Source organism: Corynebacterium sp. HMSC055A01, assembly GCF_001809405.1.
In the GTDB taxonomy this organism is placed as follows: domain Bacteria; phylum Actinomycetota; class Actinomycetes; order Mycobacteriales; family Mycobacteriaceae; genus Corynebacterium; species Corynebacterium hesseae.
Genome location: NZ_KV797586.1, coordinates 86,735 through 105,518, shown reverse-complemented (window position 1 = coordinate 105,518; position 18,784 = coordinate 86,735). Strand labels below are relative to the sequence as shown.

Sequence of the window (18,784 nt, the reverse complement as noted above, 5' to 3'; positions counted from 1 at the left end):
TCAAGGCACGCGGGCACATCGGTGATCCTTAAGTCAGCGCACTCGTCGGCCTAGGACAGGTTGAGACGAAAACCGGTGATCCCTGCCTGAACTTCCCCGGAATAGTGGGTGCACTGGTTCTAATTCAATACCGTGCACATAAAAGACTTGTTATCGTACTAGTAGCTACAGTGACCGAAGTTTTCACGCATGAAAGGACTACTCGTGACTAACCAAGTAAGCGTGTGGAAGATTGCCACCTCAATCGCAGTCGCGGGCAGCATCCTCCTGCTTATTATTTACGTGGGTCTAAGCCGCTATTACAACTCACAAGAGCTCGCCATGCTTGTGGACGGCGCCACCGCCAACGGCCAGGACTACTCGGTGACAATCCACAATCAGCTCACCGGCGGCTACTCCTTTAACGCCCAGTAGGCAGGCTGAAAGCGCCATATCAAACCGGGCGCTTTCAGCCTCCAACAGCGCAAGTTCGCCCTGATTAGCACCAATAGCTCCAGACAGTGATGGTGGCCCGACCGGTACCGGAGGTGCTCGATGCGTTAGTCGGCGTCCGTGGACAGCGCCGCCACGAAGGCCTCCTGCGGCACGGAAACGGAACCGATGGACTTCATGCGCTTCTTACCGGCCTTCTGCTTCTCCAGCAGCTTGCGCTTACGGGAGATATCGCCGCCGTAGCACTTGGCCAGCACGTCCTTGCGCATCGCGCGGATGTTTTCACGCGCGATGATCTTCGAGCCGATGGCCGCCTGGACCGGCACCTCGAACTGCTGGCGCGGGATGATCTCCTTGAGCTTCTTCGTCATCTTATTGCCGTACCACTGCGCGGAATCACGGTGCACAATCGCGGAGAAGGCATCCACCGGATCACCGTTGAGCAGGATATCCACCTTCACCAGGTCCGCCAGCTGTTCGCCGGCCTCCTCGTAGTTGAGGGAAGCGTAGCCCTTGGTGCGGGACTTCAGCATGTCGAAGAAGTCGAAGATGATTTCACCCAGCGGCATGGTGTAGCGCAGCTCCACGCGGTCCTCAGACAGGTAGTCCATGCCACCCATCTGGCCGCGCTTGGACTGGCACAGCTCCATCGTCGGGCCCACAAACTCCTCCGGCACGATGATGGTCATCTTCACAATCGGCTCGTGAACCTCACGCAGCTTGCCCGCCGGCCAGTCGGAGGGATTGTGCACATACGATTCCTCGCCGTCTTCTGCCACCACGCGGTAGGTCACCGACGGGGCGGTGGAAATCAGGTCCAATCCAAACTCGCGCTCCAAACGGTCACGCGTGATTTCCATGTGCAGCAGGCCCAAGAATCCACAGCGGAAGCCGAAGCCCAGGGCCACGGAGGTCTCGGGCTCGAAGGTGAGGGAGGCGTCGTTAAGCTGCAGCTTTTCCAGCGCATCGCGCAAGTCCGGGAAGTCTGCCTGGGAGATCGGGAACAAACCCGAGTACACCATGGGGTTCGGGTCGGCGTAGCCCTTGAGCGGCTCGCTCGCGCCATTCGACGCCCACGTAATCGTGTCACCCACCTTGGTCTCACGCACGTTCTTTACGCCGGTAATGAGGTAGCCCACCTCGCCCGGGCCTAGGCCCTCGCACTTCTGCATGGTCGGTGAAACAATGCCCACCTCCAGAAGCTCGTGGTTGGCGCCCGTGGACATCATGGTGACCTTCTGGCGCGGGGTGAGCTTGCCGTCCATCATGCGGATATAGGTCACCACGCCGCGGTAGGTGTCGTAGACCGAGTCGAAGACCATGGCACGGGCCGGGGCATCGGGCCCGAACTCGGAGGTGGGCGCCGGGACAAGCTCCGCAACCTTGTCCAGCAACTCCGCCACGCCCTCGCCGGTCTTACCGGAGACGCGCAGCACCTCTTCCGGCTCGCAGCCGATGATGTGGGCGATCTCCAGGGAGTACTTCTCCGGGTCGGCCGCTGGCAGGTCAATCTTGTTAAGGACCGGGATGATCTCCAGGTCATTCTCCATGGCCAGGTAAAGGTTGGCCAGGGTTTGGGCCTCGATGCCTTGGGCGGCGTCGACAAGCAGGATGGCGCCCTCACACGCCTCCAGCGCGCGGGAGACCTCGTAAGTGAAGTCCACGTGGCCGGGAGTATCGATCATCTGCATGACGATCTCCTCCCCCTTCAGGGGACCGGACTGGGGAATCCAGGGCAGGCGCACGTTCTGGGCCTTAATGGTGATGCCGCGCTCGCGCTCGATATCCATGTTGTCGAGGTATTGGTCGCGCATGTCGCGCTCCTCCACCACCTGCGACAACTGCAGGATGCGATCAGCCAGCGTCGACTTGCCGTGGTCGATGTGGGCGATAATGCAAAAGTTTCGGATCTTGGACGGATCCGTAAACGTAGTAGCCGCGAAGTTTGTAGACATGCGTTTAGAATAGACGACATGTCTAGGTTGGCCCGCATTCTCGGCATCGGAGGCCCCGAGCCTGTCGACGCCGGCCTCGAGCGCATCACCGAACGCTTGGGGTTGAACCAAAACGATTCCGTGACGGAACCCCGCAAGGCCGCCGATATCCGCGTCGAGGCCGCCTCCGCCCACCCGCGCAGCGTCTTCTTCACCCCCGACATGGACGGGCAGGCTGACTCCGGGGAGGTCGTGTGGGTGTGGGCGCCTTCCGATGGCAAGCAATCCCCGCCGCGTGAGCGCGCAGTGCTGATTGTCTCCCGCACGCGCACCACGGTGCTCGGCCTTCTCATCTCCTCCAACCCGGGTCACGCGAACAAAGAAGAGTGGCTCGATATCGGCACCGGCGAGTGGGATGAAACCGGCCGGCAATGCTGGGTGCGGATGGATCGAGTGCTGGAGATTTCGGAAGAACAGTGCCGCCGGCAGGGCACGCTCTTCCCGGAGCGGCGCTTCGAGCGCATTGCCAACCGCCTGCGCTCCCGCTATCACTGGGCGTGATTTGGGGATTTAACCTGCGCCCTGATAAATTTTTTGGGATGCCGGGGCACGCTGGCGGTCAGGACCTTGGGTCCGCCTTCCTCGGTAAAGCATTCCTACGACGATAAGAGGTAGAACGATGGCAAACATCAAGTCCAAGCAGAAGCGCATCCTGACCAACGAGAAGTCTCGTCAGCGCAACAAGTCCGTACGCTCCGCCGTGCGTACCGAGATCCGCAAGTTCCGCGAGGCCGTCGCCGCTGGCGACAAGGCTGCCGCTGAGAAGCAGCTGCGCGTTGCTTCCCGCGCACTGGACAAGTCCGTGTCGAAGGGCGTCTTCCACCGCAACACCGCGGCTAACAAGAAGTCCGGCATGGCCACCGCCTTCAACAAGATGTCCTAAATGAAACCGCTCCTGAAGTGGGTAGGGGGAAAGCGTCAGCTACTACCCGTTATCCACTCCATGCTGCCCGAGAGCTTCGACGCTTATGTCGAGCCTTTCTTGGGCGGCGGAGCGGTTCTTTTTTCTTTGGCCCCCGAACGCGCCCGGGTCAATGACCTGAACACTGAGCTCATCACCGTCTACGAAGTGGTCCGCGATGATGTGGACGAGCTCATCGCTCTGTTGAAGGGCTATCCGAATGATTCGGATTTCTTCTACGAAATGCGCGCCCGCGACCGCGAGCCAGGCTTTGCGCATTTGAGCCCCGTCGAGCGGGCTGCACGCACGATTTATCTCAATAAGACCTGTTATAACGGGCTTTATCGGGTGAATAACTCGGGCCAGTTCAACGCCCCGTTTGGCCGCTACGCCAACCCGAAGATCTGTGATGAGCCCAATCTGCGCGCTGTATCGGAGTACCTGTCCTCCCACGACGTGACGTTTTTTAACGGCGACTACGCCGCGGTGGAGGCCAATGAGGGGGATTTCGTTTACTTCGACCCGCCCTATGATCCGGTCAACCCCACGAGCAATTTCACCGGCTACCAGTCGGGTGGTTTTGGGCGCGCGGACCAGATTCGGCTGAAGGAAACCTGCGATGCCCTTAATGCCCGCGGGGTAAAGTTCCTGCTGTCGAATTCGGCGACGGACTTCATCAAGGAGCTGTACGCGGACTATCGCGTCGAGATTGTCGGCGCTACGCGCGCGGTGAATTCCGTGGCGTCGAAGCGCGGCAAGGTCGATGAGGTGCTCGTGCGCAATTATGCTTAACGACGCCGCCTGGGACCTCGTCTACCCCCACCTCGCCGCCGACATCGCGGACCAGGGCTATGTGGTGTTGCCCGCCGCGAAGCTCAAGGAGCTTTCCGGGCGCGAGCCGCGGTTGATGGCCAAGCACGATTTTTCCGCCGCGCGCCCCGAGGTGCTTCGCCAGCACGGGTTGTCCATGCTGCCGATTCGCCGCGATGCCTACCTGATTGGCCGCTTTGACCTGTACCAGCCTTTCCCGGAGGAGGCCGGGCCGCTGAAGTCGATGCCGGTTCCGGGGCACATCCAGTCCATTGACTTCGAGAACTTGACCTCGGAGGCCGCAGCGTTGACCGCAGCACACTTAAGCGGCATGCTCGATGATTTCTTGGGCGGTGAGTTGGTACCGACCGTCAGCGGGCGCATGTCGACGCTCACGCTGCCCATGCGGGTCGGCGGACGCGATATCGAGGTGGACCGCGCCCAGATGGAGATCGACGCCGGCTTCGAATCCGCCGAGCACCTCGTGCTCGTGGAGGCGAAGAACCACATCTCCCCCGACTTCAACATCCGTCAGCTCTACTTCCCTTTCCGCCGCTTCTCGCGTGCACTGGATAAAGAAGTGGTGCCGGTGTACCTGGTCTATTCCAATGGCATCTTTCACTTCTACCGCTACGCGTTTAGGCAGCCGGAGGACTTCCGCAGCATCGAGCTGGTGAGCGCGGCGCGCTACGTTTTGGGCGAGTCCGGTGTGACTGATGCGGCGGTGCGCGAGGTTCTGGAGCACACGCAGGTCCACGGCACACGCGTTCCCTTCCCCCAGGCGGATTCCTTTGCCCGCGTCATCAGCTTGCTGGAGAACCCCGTGCCGAAGGCGGAGATGCCCGAGGCCTTCGGCTTTACCCCGCGCCAGGCTGATTACTACACCAACGCCGCCCGCTACTTAGGTTTGACCAAGCTCAGCGGCACGCGCGACGAGCGCAACCTCGCCCTCGTTGAGGCGCTGGCCTCGCGGCCGGTGTTCCGGGAGATGGTGCGGTTTGTCGTCGATAAGCACTGCGCGCTGAGCAAGGCCGAGGCGGCCGGGTTCATGCGCGCGGCCAACCTTGGCCTGAGTGAGACGACCCTACGCCGCCGCTCCGCCACGGTCGCGGCGTGGTCCCAGTGGCTCAAAGAACTACTCGATCAGTCCTAGGCGGCCTGGATACCGGCCCACACCAACGCACAGCCGGCCACCACGAAGAAGGCACCGGAACCGATGTCGATCCACGGGCCGGCGGCCAACAGGCGGCGGCGGATCGCGCGGGTCGAGATGACCGCCGAGAGGACAACGAAGAGCAGGTAGCTCGACAGGGACAGGCTCAACACCAAGGCCACCGAAAGCCACACCGGCGGGTGCGGCGGCAGCAGCGGGGCGATCATGGCGGCGAGGAAAAGCACGATCTTTGGGTTGGACAGGTTGGTGGCCAACCCCGTGCGGAAGACCTTGCCCACCGAACCCAAGCGGGCGGCGGCCTCCTCCTCATCCACCGGCGGCTGCTTGCGCAGCTCTAGCCCGGAGCGAATGGACAGCACGCCCATGAAGACGAGGAAGCAACCGCCAATCACCTGAATCAGGGAGAGAACTCCCGGGAAGGCGGTCAGCAAAGCGGCCGCGCCAAACACAGTCAGCGTGCACCAGAACAGCACGCCGACCTGAATGCCCGTCGACGCCGCGATGGCGTGGCGGCGCGAGCGCGTGGCATAGCGTGTCACCAGCACAATGTCGGGGCCGGGTGCCGCCGCGCCGACGAGGTTCATGAGGAGGATGGCCGCAAACGCGGACCAGCTCATGACAGGCGCTCGAGAAGATCCTCACGGCCGAACATGCGAGCCGAGTCGAGGGCATTTGGCTGGCCGGCAGTGGGGTCGGCGCCGGCGTCGAGAAGGGCGTCGATCACCGCGTCTTCCTTCTTGAAAATAGCCCCGGCCAACGGCGACTGGCCGCGATCGTTGAGGAGGTTGACGTCGGCACCCGCCGCGGCGAGCTGGCGCACCAGCTCCGCATGGCCGTGGTAGGCGGCGAGCATGATGAAGGACTGCCCGTCCTGGTTCACCATGTCCACGTTGACGCCCTGCTTGATGTACTCGAGCAGCGTGGCATCGCCGTTGCGGGCAAAATCGAAAAGCTTGGTGGCAAAGTTCTGGATGTCATCCATGGAGGGTTAGTCTAGCGCGCCAGCTCCGCCACCCGCTTAACGGCCGCCTCGATGGCGAAGTCCTCGTCCCCGCCCTGACCCTTGACCGCGGCATCCAGCTCCGACATGAGGATCACGGCCTTGGTGATATTCTCTCCCGACCAGCGCCGCGCCACCGGCTGGGTGAGCTTGATGGCATAGGGCGCCATGCCGGTCTGGGAGGCCAGGGAATACTGATCCCCGCGCGCGGTGTAGAGGCGCGCGATGTTGCCCACCTTGTTCGCCAGGGCAGATGCAATGGCCACGGGGCTCGCCCCCAACTGCAGCGCGCGGCGGCACGTGGACACCGCCGCCTCCACGCGGCCTGCCACAGCGGCATCCGCGATATCCCAGTTGGCCACCTCGGCCACACCTACGTAGTACGCGTGCACCGCCTCGCGGGTCACCTTGCCGCCTGTGTCGAAGACGAGCTGCGAGATGGCGGAGGCGAGCTCGCGGAGGTCGGAGCCGACGCCGTCGAGAAGCGCCTGCACCACATCCGGTGTAGGCCGCACCCCATGCGAGGCGAACTCACGCGTAGCCCACTGCGCGAGCTCGTTCGGGTAGAGGGAAAAGACCTCATGCACCTCGGCCGTCTTGCGCAGCGCCGCGATGAGCTCCGGCGGCTTCTTCTTTTTCTTCAGCGTCTTCGCCGTCACCGAGTACATCAAAATGAGCGTGATACCGGGCATGGGGTTAGCGCAGGCGTCGAGGAGGATCTTCGTGACCTCCTTGCCGGCCCTCTCCACGTCGCTGATGACGATGACGCGGTCCTCCCCAAACAAGGAGGGGCTGGTGGCTTCCAGGATTTCGCCCTCGCTGACCTCGGAGGCCTTGAGCTTGGTTACCTCACCTTGTTGGATGGACAGGCGGGCGCGCTCGGCCAGGAATTCATCATCACCGAGGATGAGGTGCACGGGGGCAGAAGACATGCCTGTCATCTTAGCAACGCCGCAATGACCCACCCGCCAAGTAGGAGCATCGCGACGGGCCCCGCCGCCACGGTGGTCACCGGCATGGAGGAGGCGACGAAGTGGATCCAATCCGCCAGCGGCTCAATAAGGATCACCAGGGGCCTGCCCCACCCCACCTGCGCCAGGACGGCGGCGATGAGCCCCACGACGGTGATAATAGGCACGACCGGGGCCACCAGCACGTTGGCAATGACTGACACCACCGAGACCCGCCCGCTCATCAGCGCAATGAGCGGCATGGTCACGATGTCCGCGGCGATGGCGACCGCAAAGGCCCGGGCCACGATGCCCGTGCCCAGCACCCGCAATAGCAGCGGGCTGAGTACTACGATGCCGGCGGTGGCCGCGACGGAGAGCGCGAAGCCGAAGCTGACCGCTAGGTCGCTGTCCGCCGCGAGCAGAAAGAGCACGCCAAGAGCCAGGGCATGGAGCGGTTCCATCTTCGAGGAGCTGAGCACCGCCGCCAGTCCCGCCAGCCCGGCGACGGTGGCGCGCTGGACGGAGGGTTCCCACCCCACAAGTGCCACGAACAACGCCAACGCGCTTGCCGACGCCCCCACTCTCACCCGCTGCCCCGGCACCACCAACGCGGCCGCGGTGCACACGATGGCAACGTTGGAGCCGGACACAGCACTCAAATGCGATAGACCCGTGTCGATGTAGAGCTGCTTATCCTCGGGGCTTTGCAGGCTGGTATCGCCCAAGACCATGCCGGGGATGAGGCCGTTGTCACACACGGCGCGGAAGTTTTCTGCGACCGTCGCCGTCCAGCTGTGGGCGTGCGCGGTGAGCTCACCACTAAAGACGGTTGTGCCCACCCCTACCTGATCCGAGGGGCCGGGGTGACCGTGCACCGTCACCAGCGAGCCGCCGAAGGCCTCCGGTTCCTCCTTGAGGAAGACGGGCAGCTGCGCCGGGTAGCCCGGCACGCGCAGGCGCACCATCCACCCGGATGCCGTCTGAACCGGGTCGGCTGCAAGCTTTCCCGTCACCTCCGAGCCGAAGTGGAACGCCGCGGCGCGCACCGAGCGCACATAAGCCAGGGTGGCGAAGATGACTCCGCTCGCCGCACATAGGATGCCCTGCCCGCGCCACTGACCGCGCGCTAGCGCGAAACACACCAGCCCGCCCAACAACCACGGATGCCCGAAAAGCACGGCGAGCGTGGCCAGCCACGCCACCACCGCGGCGGGCACGAGCCGCAGTTCTCTCACGGCCGGACCTTGTCCTTCAGCTTGGCGAACTTCGCCGGCCCAATGCCGGAGACGTCCATGAGCTGCTCCACGGTGGTGAAGCTGCCGATCTCCTCGCGGTGCGCGATGATCGCCGCCGCCGTGGCCGGGCCAATACCCGGAAGCTCCGTCAGCTCCTCCTCGCTGGCGGAGTTGAGGGAGATAGTGTCTTCGGCCGCAGCGCCTGGGGCAGCGGGTGGAGCGCCGACGGTGATCTGCTCGCCGTCGTTAAGCTTCTGCGCCAGGTTGAGGTTATCGGTGGGCACGCGCGGGCGCGCCACCTCGAGGGCGTCGTTAATGCGCGCGCCCGGCGCCAAGGTCACCAGCCCGGGCTGCTCTACCTCACCCACGACCGCAACCACGATATCCGCCGCTGCCTCGCTGCTCGGCGCGGCAACCTCATAGGGGTTCTCCGCACTGCGGCTCGCCCCCAGCCAGGCCAGAAGTGCAACGCCAGCCACGCCCACAACAGCCAGCGCCAACCAGGGCGGGACGCGCACGCGCGGAAAGTCGACGTTGAGCAGTTCTTCTTCCCCGGTCGGGCGGGTGAGGTCGCGGAGGCGATCAGCAATGGCGTTCATGCCCGCGACGCTACGCAGCGTCCACACCCCCGTCGAGGGCTTAAGCCGCAGCCTGTGGATAACTTGTTGAAGACGTCAACAACGTCTTTAGCTCGGCTCCGCCGTCAGCTAAAGACCGCGGAGACGCCGATGGCTCCGGGGCCGACGTGGACTGCGAGGACGTCGGTAAGCGGCACCAGCATGAAAGAGGAATCCGGCAGGGCCAAACGCAGCAAGTCCTCCAGCCGGCGTGCTGAGACCTTGTCCTCGTTGTACTGCACCGCGATGAAGGCCGGCTTGCCCTCGGCGCGGGAGGCCACCAGATCCACCAGCTTGGTAAAGGCCTTGGTTTGGGTGCGGGTCTTGCCCACCATCTCCAGCTTGCCGCCCTGAATGGCCATGATCGGCTTGGTGGCCAGCAGCGCAGTGGACAGCATCGCCGTGGCCGCGGACATGCGCCCGGAGCGGCGAAGCTCCTCCGTCGAGCTGAGGTAGACCAAGGTGTGCCCGCGCTCAAGGGTGTTGATGGCCGCGGCATAGCACTCGTCGAGGGAAGCGCCCTCCTGCGCAAGCCTGGCCGCCGCCATGGCAGCCGCGCCCATCGCCATCCCGGCGGTGCCGGAATCGATAACGCGCACGTTGTTCGGGAAAACTCCGGAGGCCGTCACCGCCGCCGACCACGTCGAGGACAGCTCCTTCGACAGATGAATGGCCAGCACACCATCATCACCGGAGCGCTCCATCTGCCGCCCGTATAAAGCAGCCAGCTCAAGGGCAGTCAGCCCGGACGTGGACAGCTCCGCGCCATCCTTGCCGTGGCTTTCCATGACGTGCAGATCCACGACGCAGATGCCGAGCTCCTCGACGATATCCTCCGGCAAGCCCGCGGCGGAATCGGTAACAACGCGGATCACTAGACGTCCGCCCCCGCGCCCCCGATGACGGCGCCGCCCATATTCCAGCCATCGAAGTACCACTGGGCGCGGCCGACGTTCTCCGGGGTGAATTCCAGCGGAGACAGCGGCCGTGCAGCATCAAACTCGGGCCGCGCGGTCAGCTGCGACCAGTGCGTATTCTTCAGCCCAGACAGGATCCCGTACTGGTGGTGTTCCAAGCCCAGCAGGTGGCAGGTCAGCGCTGAAATGGCGCCGCCGTGCGCGACGACGAGGACAGCCCCCTCATCCCACTGCGGGTGATTCTGCATGAGCTCATCAATCACGGGGCGGGCACGGTTGGCCACATCGACGCGGCTTTCGCCCTGCGGCGGCGCCCAGGTGGGGTCGTGGCGCCACAGCGCACGCGCCCCAGGAAACTGCTCATCTACTTCAGCGGAGGTCATCCCCTGCCACTCACCGAGGTGGGTTTCGCGCAGACGCTTATCGACGGACACCTCAAGCCCCAAGCGCCGAGCAATAATCTCAGCGGTATCGCGGGCACGGATGAGATCCGAGGAGACAATAGCGGTGATGCCTTTGCCCTCGAGCAGATCGGCCGCGGCACGGGCCTGGGAGTGGCCCGCTTCCGAAAGCTCGGTATCCAGGTGCCCCTGCATCCGGCCGGTGGCGTTATAGGTGGTCTGGCCGTGGCGGATGAGGAGGAGGCGGCGGGTCATAATTCGTCGTCTTCCGGCTCTGGCTGGGCCAGGGGAAGCTCATCGAAGGAGTCGATGTCGCGAGGGTTGACGTCATTGGACCACTCGCCGGGGCGCTCCGGGGTGTCTATACCGGGGATGTCGAGAAGCGGGCAATCGTGGTAGAGGCGGTCCAGGCCATAGAACTCGCGCTGATCGTTGCGCTGGACGTGGACCACGATGGGGCCGTAATCGAGCAGTACCCATCGGTTCTCGCGGTTGCCTTCGCGGCGCTTGGGCTCGAAGCCCTGCTTGGTCAGCTCGTCTTCGACTTCCTCCACGATGGATGCCACTTGGCGCTCGGTATCGGCGGAGGCTAAGACGAAGACCTCGGTAATCGCCAGCACGTCGGAAACATCGATAGCGGCGATGTTGGTGGCCAGCTTCTCATCCGCAGCCAGGGCGGCGGTTTCCGCCATGCGGCGTGCTTCATCAGTAATCGACATGACAATCCCTACACAAGTACTTTTCTGCTTAAGAACTCTAGTCTTACACGACAAGGCTCATTTTCCTAGTCGAATTCCCCCGCCCGACTACCGGAAAGGCGCAGACGTTACAGGGGCTTTTCCGGGTGCGGACCATAGAGGTGGTTCTTGGCGATGTATTGCACCACCCCATCCGGCACGAGGTACCACACCGGCTGGCCCTGCTGCGCGCGGGCACGGCAATCGGTCGAGGAAATGGCCATGGCGGGGATTTCAATCAGCTCGATGTCATCCTGGGAATCCTGCGGCAGCATGTCCTTGCGCAGGTCATAGCCTGGACGGGTCACGCCAACGAAGTGAGCCATCTCCAGCATCTCCTCCCAGTTGCGCCAGCTCATGATGGAGGCCACCGAATCCGCGCCGGTGATGAAGTAAAGCTCGGCGTCCGGGAAGATTCCGCGCAGATCCCGCAGCGTATCGATGGTGTAGGTGGGCCCCTCACGGTCGATGTCCACGCGGGAGACAGTAAAGCGCGGGTTCGACGCCGTGGCCACCATGGTCATCAGGTAGCGGTGCTCGGCGGCGGTGACCTGCTTATCGGCTTTTTGCCAGGGCTGGCCGGTGGGGACGAAGACCACCGTGTCGAGGCGGAAACGGTGGGCTACCTCGCTGGCGGCGACGAGGTGACCGTTATGGATGGGGTCAAAGGTGCCGCCCATGATGCCGATGCGTTGCGGACTAGTCATGGCTGGTGAGTATACCGGCCACGGAGTCGATGACCTGCATGTCCTGCCCGGAAGGCTCCGCCAAGAAATAGGAGGCATGGCGCTCAGCCTTGGTGGCCAGGGCGCGGTTAGCGGCGTCGAGGGAGAAATCGCAGACGAAATCCCCTTCCAGGCAATAATCGACGTAGCGCTGCGCCGGCAGCCCGGTGCGGTTCTTAGCCCACGGCACCTGGTGCAAGGGATTGCCAAAGGTGAGCACACCATGCAGGCGCCCGGATTCTGCGAGGTACTCCTCCGTGCTTGTCGCGACGAGCGCTCCTTGCGAATAGCCAGCGGCTACCCAACGCGGGTGGCAGCCGGTGGTGGCCTCATAGTTGTCCACCACCTTCGGCGCATTGCGGGCGCCGGTGCGTAGGCTATCGGCAGCTCCAAACGTCACCGAATACGCCATCTCCCCGAGGGAGTGTTCCTGGAGAATCCCGAGCGCTCGCTGCACAAGCTGAAGCGGGCCCAGGTCTTCACCCTCCTGCGCCAAGGGCGGCAGGTTCATCGCGGCCGGGTACGCCTCCGGCCCCAAAGCCAGAACATAAACGCCATCCATTGTGCCGGGGTGGCGCTGCTCTACCTGATGGAACAGGGCGGCAAAGTTGCGTCCCTCAAAGCCGGTGGATTCCGGCGCACGCTCGGAGTAACGCTGCGGACCTACGTATTCGCCCTGCTCCTCGTTCTGGTCTGAACCGCGTGCGACAAGCACCACGGTGTCGGGGCACGTGCCGACACCGCTCGCCGAGGCCACCGGCGCGCTGAGAAGGGACGCTGCCGTGCCAAGGGCGGCAGCTGCACAGGAAACGCGAAAGGAAAGAGACTTCATTCTTTCCTGTTTAGCGGAAACGGACGCCATCTACCATGTGGCCGATGGAATCGTAGACCTGGTTATCCCACTGGTGGTTGGTGAAGAAGTACTGGCCATGGGAGCCGCCGGTGGGCTTGGCGGCGTAGAGGGTCTGGGCGGAGAGGTCGCACACGGCGTCGAGCGGCAGGCAGTAGTCCACGCGGCTGACGTTGGCGCGCATCTGCGGGAAGTAGCCCATCGGGCCGCCCGCGCCCTGGGTTGCGCCGACGACGGCCGGGTCCCCTGCACGGGTCAGCGGGTTACCAAAGGTCACGACGCCAGCGAGCTGACCGCGGTGGGCCAGTTCCACCTCGTGGTTGGCCAGAATCATGGCGCCCTGGGAGTAGCCGGACAGGATGTATTGCGGGTGGCAACCGGTGGCGGCTTCATAGCTGTTGATCGCGCTGGTCACGCCACGATTGCCGGTCTGCACGGAGTACATGAACTGGTTGATGGCGGAGACCGCGGTGTTGATGACCGGGTTGGCGTACTGCGTGGCCAGGCGCACGAGGTCAGCCGCGGTGTTCGGAACCGACTCGTTCGGAACAGAGTATTCCGGGTAGGTCGCCGGATAGTACTGCGGCTCCAGGCCCAGCACGTAGACGTCCTTCATCAGCGAATTTCCGCCGTGAGTGGCCTGGTAGCGTGCCTCGGCGCCCTGCAGCATGGCGCGGATGGATTCGCCCTCCCATCCATTGGAGGCGCGGCCGCCCTGGTTCGAATACTGCGTGGGGTAAACCTGACCGTTTTGGCCAGAGCCGCGCGCGGCGACGACGACCACTGCGGGGCACTGTTCGTCAGCGTGCGCGGCGGGTGCAGAGATGGTTTGAGGGACAATGAAGGCGGACACGGCCATGACGGCGGCGGCCACGGAGGAAGCAATGCGGGACAGCATGGGAGAAGGCACCATTCAGTTCTTTGTTATTACCGCGCTTTAGAATACCCAGTGCTCCCCCGGCGCGCAGCACGAACCCCGCGCAAGGCAAACAATCTACTCGAAAAGTTTTCGAGTAGATTGTTTTGCGCAGGTCAGCCTCGAAAAATTCTTTTCGAGTAGCTTTCGAGTAGCTTTTCTAGCTGTCCCTAGGGGCGGGTCTGGCCGGTGCCCTGCAGCACCCATTTGGTGGATGTTAGCTCCGGCAGCGCCATCGGGCCGCGCGCATGCAGCTTCTGGGTGGAGATGCCGATTTCGGCGCCCATGCCGTATACCTCACCATCGGTAAACGCGGTGGAGGCGTTGAGCATGACCGCTGCGGCATCTACCTCGTTGGCGAAGGTCAGCAGCACGTCAGCATCCTGGGCCGCAATGGCCTCAGTGTGGCCGGTGGTGTACTCGGCAATGTGCGCGATGGCGCCGTTGACGCCGTCGACCACCTTGGCGCAGATATCCATGGAGAGGAATTCTTCGCACCACTCCTCGTCGGTTGCCTCCACGGCGTCCTTAACACCGAAGGCCTCAAGCTCCTTCACATCGCCGTGGATGGTAACCCCTGCCTCCTGAAGGGAGGTGATGATGCGGAGCTTGGAGGCGTCGTCAAGGGCAGCGTCGATCAGCAGGCACTCCGTCGAGTTACACACAGAGGGACGGCGGGTCTTGCCGTTGATCACCATGTCGATGGCCTTGTCCAGGTCGGCGGAGGCGTCGACGTAGAAGTGGCAATTGCCGGTTCCGGTTTCGATGGCGGGGACGGTGGCGTTTTCCACAACGGCGTTGATAAGGCGCGCGCCGCCGCGCGGGATGACCAGGTCGACCAGGCCGCGGGCGGTGATGAGGTCCTGCACGGAATCGTGAGTCTCACAGGGCAGAAGCTGCACGCCTTCGCGCGGCAGATCGAACTCCACCAGGGTGTCCTGGAGGAGCTCCACGAGCTTGGCGTTGGAGTTCTTCGCGGACTTCGAGCCGCGCAACAGCGGCACGTTGCCGGACTTCAGGGCCAAACCGAAGGCATCGACGGTGACATTCGGGCGGGCCTCATAAACCATGCCCATCACGCCGAGCGGTACGCGGACCTGCTTCATCTGGATGCCATTATCCATGGTGCGGCCCTGCAGGATCTCCCCTACCGGGTCCTGGAGGGAGGCCACCTGGCGCAGGCCGCCGGCAATACCCTCGATGCGGGCGACATCAAGCGACAGGCGGTCGATGAGAGACTCGGACATGCCATTGGCGCGGCCGGCCTCGATATCGAGCTGGTTCGCCGCGAGGATGTCCTCGGTGTGCGCGATGAGGTTCTCGGCCGCGCGGTTTAAGATCTCATTCTTGCGCGGGGTGGGCAGCTGCGCGAACTGCGGCGCCACCGCCTTGGCAGCGCGGGCTTTGGACAGAACTTCTTCACGTTCAGTGTTGCTCATGCCATACCAGCGTACGGAAGGTCTGCCCGCTTGTCAGGGATTCTGTGCAGCTATGGGTTCTTAATGAGCGCCAGTTTTAGGCCCCAAGTTCGCGGCGGCGCTCCGCCGCGGCACGCAGGCGCTCGGCGCGCTTTTTCTTTTCCCCTTCAGAAAGCTCATCGAAGAGCTCTTCATCCGACTCACTGAACTTCAGCACCCCGCGCGCAGCCCAGGAAGCGAAGAACGCGATGACGGGCGAGATCCAGAAATAGCTCCAGTCGAAGACAAAAAGCCCAAGGAAGAGGGCGATCATCGCCACCGACCAGATGACGGAATCCACTATCTGCACCTTGCGCCCGCGGGAGAGCATGTCCTCCAACTCCGCCTCGTGGCGGGTGGCAGGTGCTGAAGCACGTGGGGTGGAAAGCTCCGGCAGGTCCGCAAAGAGCTTTTCAACGTCCCCGCGCGTGCGCGCCGCGGCGGCCTCACCGGTGCGCTGCTCAAATTCATCGGGGCCCAACGCACCGTTGACGAAGTGCTGGCTCAACTGCTCCAGGGCCTCAGAGCGCTCCGCATCACCAACGCGAATATCGGGGTTCTCCATTAATAACCTGCCTGCGGGTCAACCAAAGTAGGCAGCTTGTCCCCCGCCGCGAAAGCCTTGGCCACCTTGACGGTGTGCGCGCCAATCTTTTCGCGCACGGAGCGCTGCGTATTGGCAATGTGTGGGGTGATAACCACGCGCTTATCCTGCCACAGCGGGTGATCCTCCGGCAACGGTTCAGGGTCGGTGACGTCGAGTGCCGCACCCGCAATCTCCCCTGCCTCCAGTGCCGCGACGAGGTCTTCGGTGTTAATGAGCGGTCCGCGGCCCACGTTGACCACCACGGCATGCTCCGGCATCTTCTTAAAAGCCTCCGCGTCCACCATGTAGCGGGTCTCCGCGGTCAGCGGGGCGATGAGCACGAAGTAGTCTGCTTGCGGCCAGACCTTGTCCACTTCAGAAATCGGGTAAGTCTCCTCCGCGCCCTCAACAGGATTGCCGGAGCGGTTCACCGCGATAATGCGCGGCCCAAAGCCGGAGAGCATGCTGATCAGACGCTTGCCAATGCCACCGGCACCAATAACGGCCACCGTCTTGTCATCGTAGAGGTAGGAGGTGTGCGCCTCCATCTCCCCATAGGAATCAAACGTGCCGTTCACGCGACGGTGCGCATGCAGCTGTGCCAAGAGCAGCGCGATGGTGGATTCCGCCACCGTGTTGTCATAGACACCGGCCGCGTTCGACCACGGCACGCTGCTCCCCTTCATCACTTCAAGCACGTGGTCCACGCCGGCCGAGGGAATCTGCACGAAGCCAATGTTGGCCGGCAGCGGGTCCGGGAAGTCGGTGCCATCGCCGGTGTAGATGAGGAAGGAGGCCTCATCTAGCGGGGCGCGCTCAAAGCCCGCGGCGTCGAGCACCTCGATGGTTTCCTCCCAGGGGTGTGGTTCGATGGCGTACTTCATGCACATCCTCCTTAGCTAGTAGCCGGCGTCCGGGTCGACGCGCGTGGGCATATCCTCGCCGCGCTCCCACGCGGCGGCGTTGGCATTGAAGATAGCACCCAGGTGGTACTGGGCCACGTGATCCGAGGCCGCCATGTGCGGCGTCAGCGTGGCGTTGGGCAAATCGTAGAGCGGGTGGCCATCCGGGAGCGGCTCCGGGTCCATGACCTCCAAGCCCGCGCCGGCGATCTCGCCCGTGCGCAGAGCCTCCACGAGATCATCGGTCACCACGGTGCTACCGCGGCCGACGTTGACGAATACCGCCGAAGGCTTCATGGCGCGGAACACCGCTGCGTCGAAGAAGGCTTCCGTGGCGGCCGTCGCCGGCATGATGCTCACGACGAAATCCGCCTCAGACCAGGCCTCGTCGACGCGCTCGATGGGCAGCGTCACGTCCGCTCCCTCTACCGGGCGGCCCGAGCGGTTCACCGCGGTGATGTGTACGCCGAAGGGCGCGAGGTAGGCCATGAGCTGCTTGCCGATGCCTCCCGCGCCCACGATGAGCACGCGCGTTGGCCCCTGCTGCTCATAGAGCCAAGCCTGGGATTCATCGAGCTCGCGCGCCACCGACCAGGACTTCGCCAGGGCGAAAGCCTTGTGGTGGTGCGCTTGGGAGAGCATGAGCCCCAGCGCAGATTCCGCCACGGGCTTAGCAAAAGCGCCGGCGGAGTTGCACCACGGCAGACCATCCCGCCGGATGAGCCCGGCATCGATGTGCCGGTTGACCCCGGTGAAGCAGTACTGCACCCACTTGATGTTCTCGGGGATCTCCGGGGTCTGCGCCGGGTCCGAGGCGGTATTCACAAAGACCTCGGCTTCCTCCAAGCTCTCGACACGCTCGTGCCCGGCGGCGTCGATATCTGCCACGGTTGCCGCCCACACGTCGGGGCCCATGAAATAACGCATTAAATACGGGAGGCGAAGTTGGACAGGTAGTCGGCATGGACAACCGGGCGGCGCATATCCTCCGGCAGCTCATCGGTGTGCTTGCCCAGCAGGTTGTGCAGTGTGGTGGAGTCATAGCCCACCTCGCCGCGCCCGATGACCTGGCCCTTGGGCCCCATGATGTCCACGATCTCACCGGCGTTGAACTCGCCCTTAATGTCGGTAATGCCCACGGCCAGCAGGGAGTTTCCACCTCGGACCACGGCCTCCATGGCGCCCTCGTCCAGGCGCAGGGAGCCACCGGTATCCGCGCAGTACAGAGCCCAGAACTTCCACGCGGACAGACGGCGTTCCTCACGGGTGTGGAAGACGGTGCCTACGGAGGCGTCGTCAAGCGCCTGCCCGATATTATCCGCCGAGGTCAACAGCACCGGGATGCCGCCGCGCGTGGCCAGGCGGGCAGCGGAGACCTTCGTGGCCATGCCGCCGGTGCCGACCTTGCCGCCGTCACCAGCCACGACCGCCTTGAGATCCTTGCCGGTGCGCACCTCCTCCACAAACTTGGCGTCCGGCTCGGCCGGGTTCTTGTCGTAGAGGCCGTCCACGTCAGAGAAAAGGAAGAGGGCATCCGCGCCGACCAGATTGGCCACGAGCGCAGAAAGGCGGTCGTTATCACCGAAGTGCATCTCGGAGGTGGCCACGGTGTCGTTCTCGTTGACGATGGGCACCGTGCGCATCTGGCGCAGACGGTCAATGGTGCGCTGGGCGTTGCGGGCGCGATCGCGCTTGCCGACGTCCGACGCGGTCAGCAGCACCTGCCCAATGGTGCGGTTATAGCGGGCAAAGGACACGCCCCATTCGTAGGCGAGGTGCACCTGGCCCACCGCGGCGGCGGCCTGCTTGGTGGCCAAATCGGTGGGGCGCGTGGTCAGGCCCAGCGGGCCCATTCCGGCGGCCACGGCACCGGAGGAGACGATGATGATGTCGGAGACGTTCATGCGTGCGCAGACGGCGTCGACGATCTTGTCGATCTTCTCGGTGGAAGTCACGAAGTCATCGCGCGTTAGCGACGAGGATCCGATCTTGATGACGATGCGCTTGGCTTTAGAGATCTCCTCGCGCAGCGGCGAGGAGAAACCGCTGGATTTTTCCGATAGCGTGGTGGTCTCCGGGTAGTCCACGTCCGGGGTCGGCCCCTCGAAGGGTTCGAGGGGGAGAGGATAGTCGAGCTGGTTGTCGTGTTCGGATGACATACCGGCTCAGTATACCGG

General features: G+C 63.7%; 22 protein-coding genes. 5 read left to right on the top strand and 17 right to left on the bottom strand.

What is annotated here, in order from left to right:
• Nucleotides 1-204: 204 nt before the first annotated feature.
• Nucleotides 205-414, top strand: coding sequence for a hypothetical protein (locus HMPREF2604_RS07990; RefSeq protein ID WP_070530478.1), 210 nt, complete (start codon nucleotides 205-207; stop codon nucleotides 412-414).
• 125 nt (nucleotides 415-539) lie between these two features.
• Here the strand turns inward: HMPREF2604_RS07990 and lepA are convergent, their stop codons facing one another.
• Nucleotides 540-2,387 (bottom strand): translation elongation factor 4, encoded by a 1,848-nt coding sequence (lepA, locus tag HMPREF2604_RS07985; protein ID WP_070519533.1) that lies wholly within the window; start codon nucleotides 2,385-2,387, stop codon nucleotides 540-542.
• Between the two features lie 18 nt (nucleotides 2,388-2,405).
• Here lepA and HMPREF2604_RS07980 point away from each other — a divergent pair, with 18 nt between their 5' ends.
• From HMPREF2604_RS07980 to HMPREF2604_RS07965, 4 genes are all read left to right on the top strand, one after another.
• A complete protein-coding gene (locus HMPREF2604_RS07980) occupies nucleotides 2,406-2,927 on the top strand; it encodes a type II toxin-antitoxin system PemK/MazF family toxin (protein ID WP_070519531.1) in 522 nt (173 codons plus the stop codon).
• Nucleotides 2,928-3,045: 118 nt separating this feature from the next.
• Nucleotides 3,046-3,309, top strand: a complete 264-nt coding sequence (gene rpsT, locus HMPREF2604_RS07975) for a 30S ribosomal protein S20 (RefSeq protein ID WP_070564689.1) — start codon at nucleotides 3,046-3,048, stop codon at nucleotides 3,307-3,309.
• Nucleotides 3,310-4,119 carry a DNA adenine methylase gene (locus HMPREF2604_RS07970; protein WP_070564686.1) on the top strand — a complete coding sequence of 270 codons (810 nt, stop codon included), beginning with the start codon at nucleotides 3,310-3,312 and terminating at the stop codon, nucleotides 4,117-4,119. It abuts the gene before it with no gap.
• Entirely contained in the window at nucleotides 4,112-5,290 is a 1,179-nt protein-coding gene (locus tag HMPREF2604_RS07965; RefSeq protein WP_246818399.1) for a type II restriction enzyme, read from the top strand. Before HMPREF2604_RS07970 ends, HMPREF2604_RS07965 begins: the two co-directional genes overlap by 8 nt.
• Here the strand turns inward: HMPREF2604_RS07965 and HMPREF2604_RS07960 are convergent.
• From HMPREF2604_RS07960 to proB, 16 genes are all read right to left on the bottom strand, one after another.
• The gene (locus HMPREF2604_RS07960; protein ID WP_070519522.1) at nucleotides 5,287-5,928 is read right to left on the bottom strand and encodes a LysE family translocator; all 642 of its coding nucleotides are present in this window, start codon (nucleotides 5,926-5,928) and stop codon (nucleotides 5,287-5,289) included. The two genes, HMPREF2604_RS07965 and HMPREF2604_RS07960, sit on opposite strands and share 4 nt — an antisense overlap.
• Nucleotides 5,925-6,293 (bottom strand): ankyrin repeat domain-containing protein, encoded by a 369-nt coding sequence (locus tag HMPREF2604_RS07955; protein WP_070530472.1) that lies wholly within the window; start codon nucleotides 6,291-6,293, stop codon nucleotides 5,925-5,927. The genes HMPREF2604_RS07960 and HMPREF2604_RS07955 overlap by 4 nt, the downstream gene beginning before the upstream one ends.
• 11 nt (nucleotides 6,294-6,304) lie before the next feature.
• Nucleotides 6,305-7,252, bottom strand: a complete 948-nt coding sequence (gene holA / locus HMPREF2604_RS07950; protein ID WP_070519517.1) for a DNA polymerase III subunit delta — start codon at nucleotides 7,250-7,252, stop codon at nucleotides 6,305-6,307.
• Nucleotides 7,249-8,499 (bottom strand): ComEC/Rec2 family competence protein, encoded by a 1,251-nt coding sequence (locus HMPREF2604_RS07945; protein ID WP_070519515.1) that lies wholly within the window; start codon nucleotides 8,497-8,499, stop codon nucleotides 7,249-7,251. The genes holA and HMPREF2604_RS07945 overlap by 4 nt, the downstream gene beginning before the upstream one ends.
• On the bottom strand, nucleotides 8,496-9,098 hold the full coding sequence (locus tag HMPREF2604_RS07940; RefSeq protein ID WP_070519513.1) for a ComEA family DNA-binding protein: 603 nt from the start codon (nucleotides 9,096-9,098) through the stop codon (nucleotides 8,496-8,498). Before HMPREF2604_RS07940 ends, HMPREF2604_RS07945 begins: the two co-directional genes overlap by 4 nt.
• Before the next feature lie 104 nt (nucleotides 9,099-9,202).
• The gene (locus HMPREF2604_RS07935; protein ID WP_070564680.1) at nucleotides 9,203-9,991 is read right to left on the bottom strand and encodes a DegV family protein; all 789 of its coding nucleotides are present in this window, start codon (nucleotides 9,989-9,991) and stop codon (nucleotides 9,203-9,205) included.
• On the bottom strand, nucleotides 9,991-10,689 hold the full coding sequence (locus HMPREF2604_RS07930) for a histidine phosphatase family protein (protein WP_070564677.1): 699 nt from the start codon (nucleotides 10,687-10,689) through the stop codon (nucleotides 9,991-9,993). The genes HMPREF2604_RS07935 and HMPREF2604_RS07930 overlap by 1 nt, the downstream gene beginning before the upstream one ends.
• A complete protein-coding gene (gene rsfS, locus HMPREF2604_RS07925; protein ID WP_070530462.1) occupies nucleotides 10,686-11,153 on the bottom strand; it encodes a ribosome silencing factor in 468 nt (155 codons plus the stop codon). The genes HMPREF2604_RS07930 and rsfS overlap by 4 nt, the downstream gene beginning before the upstream one ends.
• Before the next feature lie 107 nt (nucleotides 11,154-11,260).
• On the bottom strand, nucleotides 11,261-11,878 hold the full coding sequence (nadD, locus tag HMPREF2604_RS07920; protein ID WP_070530460.1) for a nicotinate-nucleotide adenylyltransferase: 618 nt from the start codon (nucleotides 11,876-11,878) through the stop codon (nucleotides 11,261-11,263).
• Nucleotides 11,871-12,728 (bottom strand): cutinase family protein, encoded by an 858-nt coding sequence (locus HMPREF2604_RS07915; RefSeq protein WP_070564674.1) that lies wholly within the window; start codon nucleotides 12,726-12,728, stop codon nucleotides 11,871-11,873. The genes nadD and HMPREF2604_RS07915 overlap by 8 nt, the downstream gene beginning before the upstream one ends.
• A 10-nt stretch (nucleotides 12,729-12,738) precedes the next feature.
• Nucleotides 12,739-13,659 carry a cutinase family protein gene (locus HMPREF2604_RS07910; RefSeq protein ID WP_070564671.1) on the bottom strand — a complete coding sequence of 307 codons (921 nt, stop codon included), beginning with the start codon at nucleotides 13,657-13,659 and terminating at the stop codon, nucleotides 12,739-12,741.
• Nucleotides 13,660-13,832: 173 nt separating this feature from the next.
• On the bottom strand, nucleotides 13,833-15,101 hold the full coding sequence (locus HMPREF2604_RS07905; protein WP_070564667.1) for a glutamate-5-semialdehyde dehydrogenase: 1,269 nt from the start codon (nucleotides 15,099-15,101) through the stop codon (nucleotides 13,833-13,835).
• Nucleotides 15,102-15,177: 76 nt separating this feature from the next.
• The gene (locus HMPREF2604_RS07900; protein ID WP_070525723.1) at nucleotides 15,178-15,684 is read right to left on the bottom strand and encodes a DUF1707 SHOCT-like domain-containing protein; all 507 of its coding nucleotides are present in this window, start codon (nucleotides 15,682-15,684) and stop codon (nucleotides 15,178-15,180) included.
• Nucleotides 15,684-16,589 (bottom strand): D-isomer specific 2-hydroxyacid dehydrogenase family protein, encoded by a 906-nt coding sequence (locus HMPREF2604_RS07895; protein ID WP_070564664.1) that lies wholly within the window; start codon nucleotides 16,587-16,589, stop codon nucleotides 15,684-15,686. Before HMPREF2604_RS07895 ends, HMPREF2604_RS07900 begins: the two co-directional genes overlap by 1 nt.
• Before the next feature lie 15 nt (nucleotides 16,590-16,604).
• On the bottom strand, nucleotides 16,605-17,534 hold the full coding sequence (locus HMPREF2604_RS07890; protein ID WP_070564660.1) for a D-isomer specific 2-hydroxyacid dehydrogenase family protein: 930 nt from the start codon (nucleotides 17,532-17,534) through the stop codon (nucleotides 16,605-16,607).
• Nucleotides 17,534-18,766 (bottom strand): glutamate 5-kinase, encoded by a 1,233-nt coding sequence (gene proB / locus HMPREF2604_RS07885; RefSeq protein ID WP_070564657.1) that lies wholly within the window; start codon nucleotides 18,764-18,766, stop codon nucleotides 17,534-17,536. Before proB ends, HMPREF2604_RS07890 begins: the two co-directional genes overlap by 1 nt.
• Nucleotides 18,767-18,784: the final 18 nt, after the last annotated feature.

Coding starts and splice junctions, on each gene's coding strand:
- lepA (WP_070519533.1), bottom strand. CDS start 2,387: ATGTCTACAAACTTCGCGGCTACTACGTTTACGGATCCGTCCAAGATC.
- HMPREF2604_RS07980 (WP_070519531.1), top strand. CDS start 2,406: ATGTCTAGGTTGGCCCGCATTCTCGGCATCGGAGGCCCCGAGCCTGTC.
- rpsT (WP_070564689.1), top strand. CDS start 3,046: ATGGCAAACATCAAGTCCAAGCAGAAGCGCATCCTGACCAACGAGAAG.
- HMPREF2604_RS07970 (WP_070564686.1), top strand. CDS start 3,310: ATGAAACCGCTCCTGAAGTGGGTAGGGGGAAAGCGTCAGCTACTACCC.
- HMPREF2604_RS07965 (WP_246818399.1), top strand. CDS start 4,112: ATGCTTAACGACGCCGCCTGGGACCTCGTCTACCCCCACCTCGCCGCC.
- HMPREF2604_RS07960 (WP_070519522.1), bottom strand. CDS start 5,928: ATGAGCTGGTCCGCGTTTGCGGCCATCCTCCTCATGAACCTCGTCGGC.
- HMPREF2604_RS07955 (WP_070530472.1), bottom strand. CDS start 6,293: ATGGATGACATCCAGAACTTTGCCACCAAGCTTTTCGATTTTGCCCGC.
- holA (WP_070519517.1), bottom strand. CDS start 7,252: ATGACAGGCATGTCTTCTGCCCCCGTGCACCTCATCCTCGGTGATGAT.
- HMPREF2604_RS07940 (WP_070519513.1), bottom strand. CDS start 9,098: ATGAACGCCATTGCTGATCGCCTCCGCGACCTCACCCGCCCGACCGGG.
- HMPREF2604_RS07930 (WP_070564677.1), bottom strand. CDS start 10,689: ATGACCCGCCGCCTCCTCCTCATCCGCCACGGCCAGACCACCTATAAC.
- rsfS (WP_070530462.1), bottom strand. CDS start 11,153: ATGTCGATTACTGATGAAGCACGCCGCATGGCGGAAACCGCCGCCCTG.
- nadD (WP_070530460.1), bottom strand. CDS start 11,878: ATGACTAGTCCGCAACGCATCGGCATCATGGGCGGCACCTTTGACCCC.
- HMPREF2604_RS07915 (WP_070564674.1), bottom strand. CDS start 12,728: ATGAAGTCTCTTTCCTTTCGCGTTTCCTGTGCAGCTGCCGCCCTTGGC.
- HMPREF2604_RS07910 (WP_070564671.1), bottom strand. CDS start 13,659: ATGGTGCCTTCTCCCATGCTGTCCCGCATTGCTTCCTCCGTGGCCGCC.
- HMPREF2604_RS07905 (WP_070564667.1), bottom strand. CDS start 15,101: ATGAGCAACACTGAACGTGAAGAAGTTCTGTCCAAAGCCCGCGCTGCC.
- HMPREF2604_RS07900 (WP_070525723.1), bottom strand. CDS start 15,684: ATGGAGAACCCCGATATTCGCGTTGGTGATGCGGAGCGCTCTGAGGCC.
- HMPREF2604_RS07895 (WP_070564664.1), bottom strand. CDS start 16,589: ATGAAGTACGCCATCGAACCACACCCCTGGGAGGAAACCATCGAGGTG.
- HMPREF2604_RS07890 (WP_070564660.1), bottom strand. CDS start 17,534: ATGCGTTATTTCATGGGCCCCGACGTGTGGGCGGCAACCGTGGCAGAT.
- proB (WP_070564657.1), bottom strand. CDS start 18,766: ATGTCATCCGAACACGACAACCAGCTCGACTATCCTCTCCCCCTCGAA.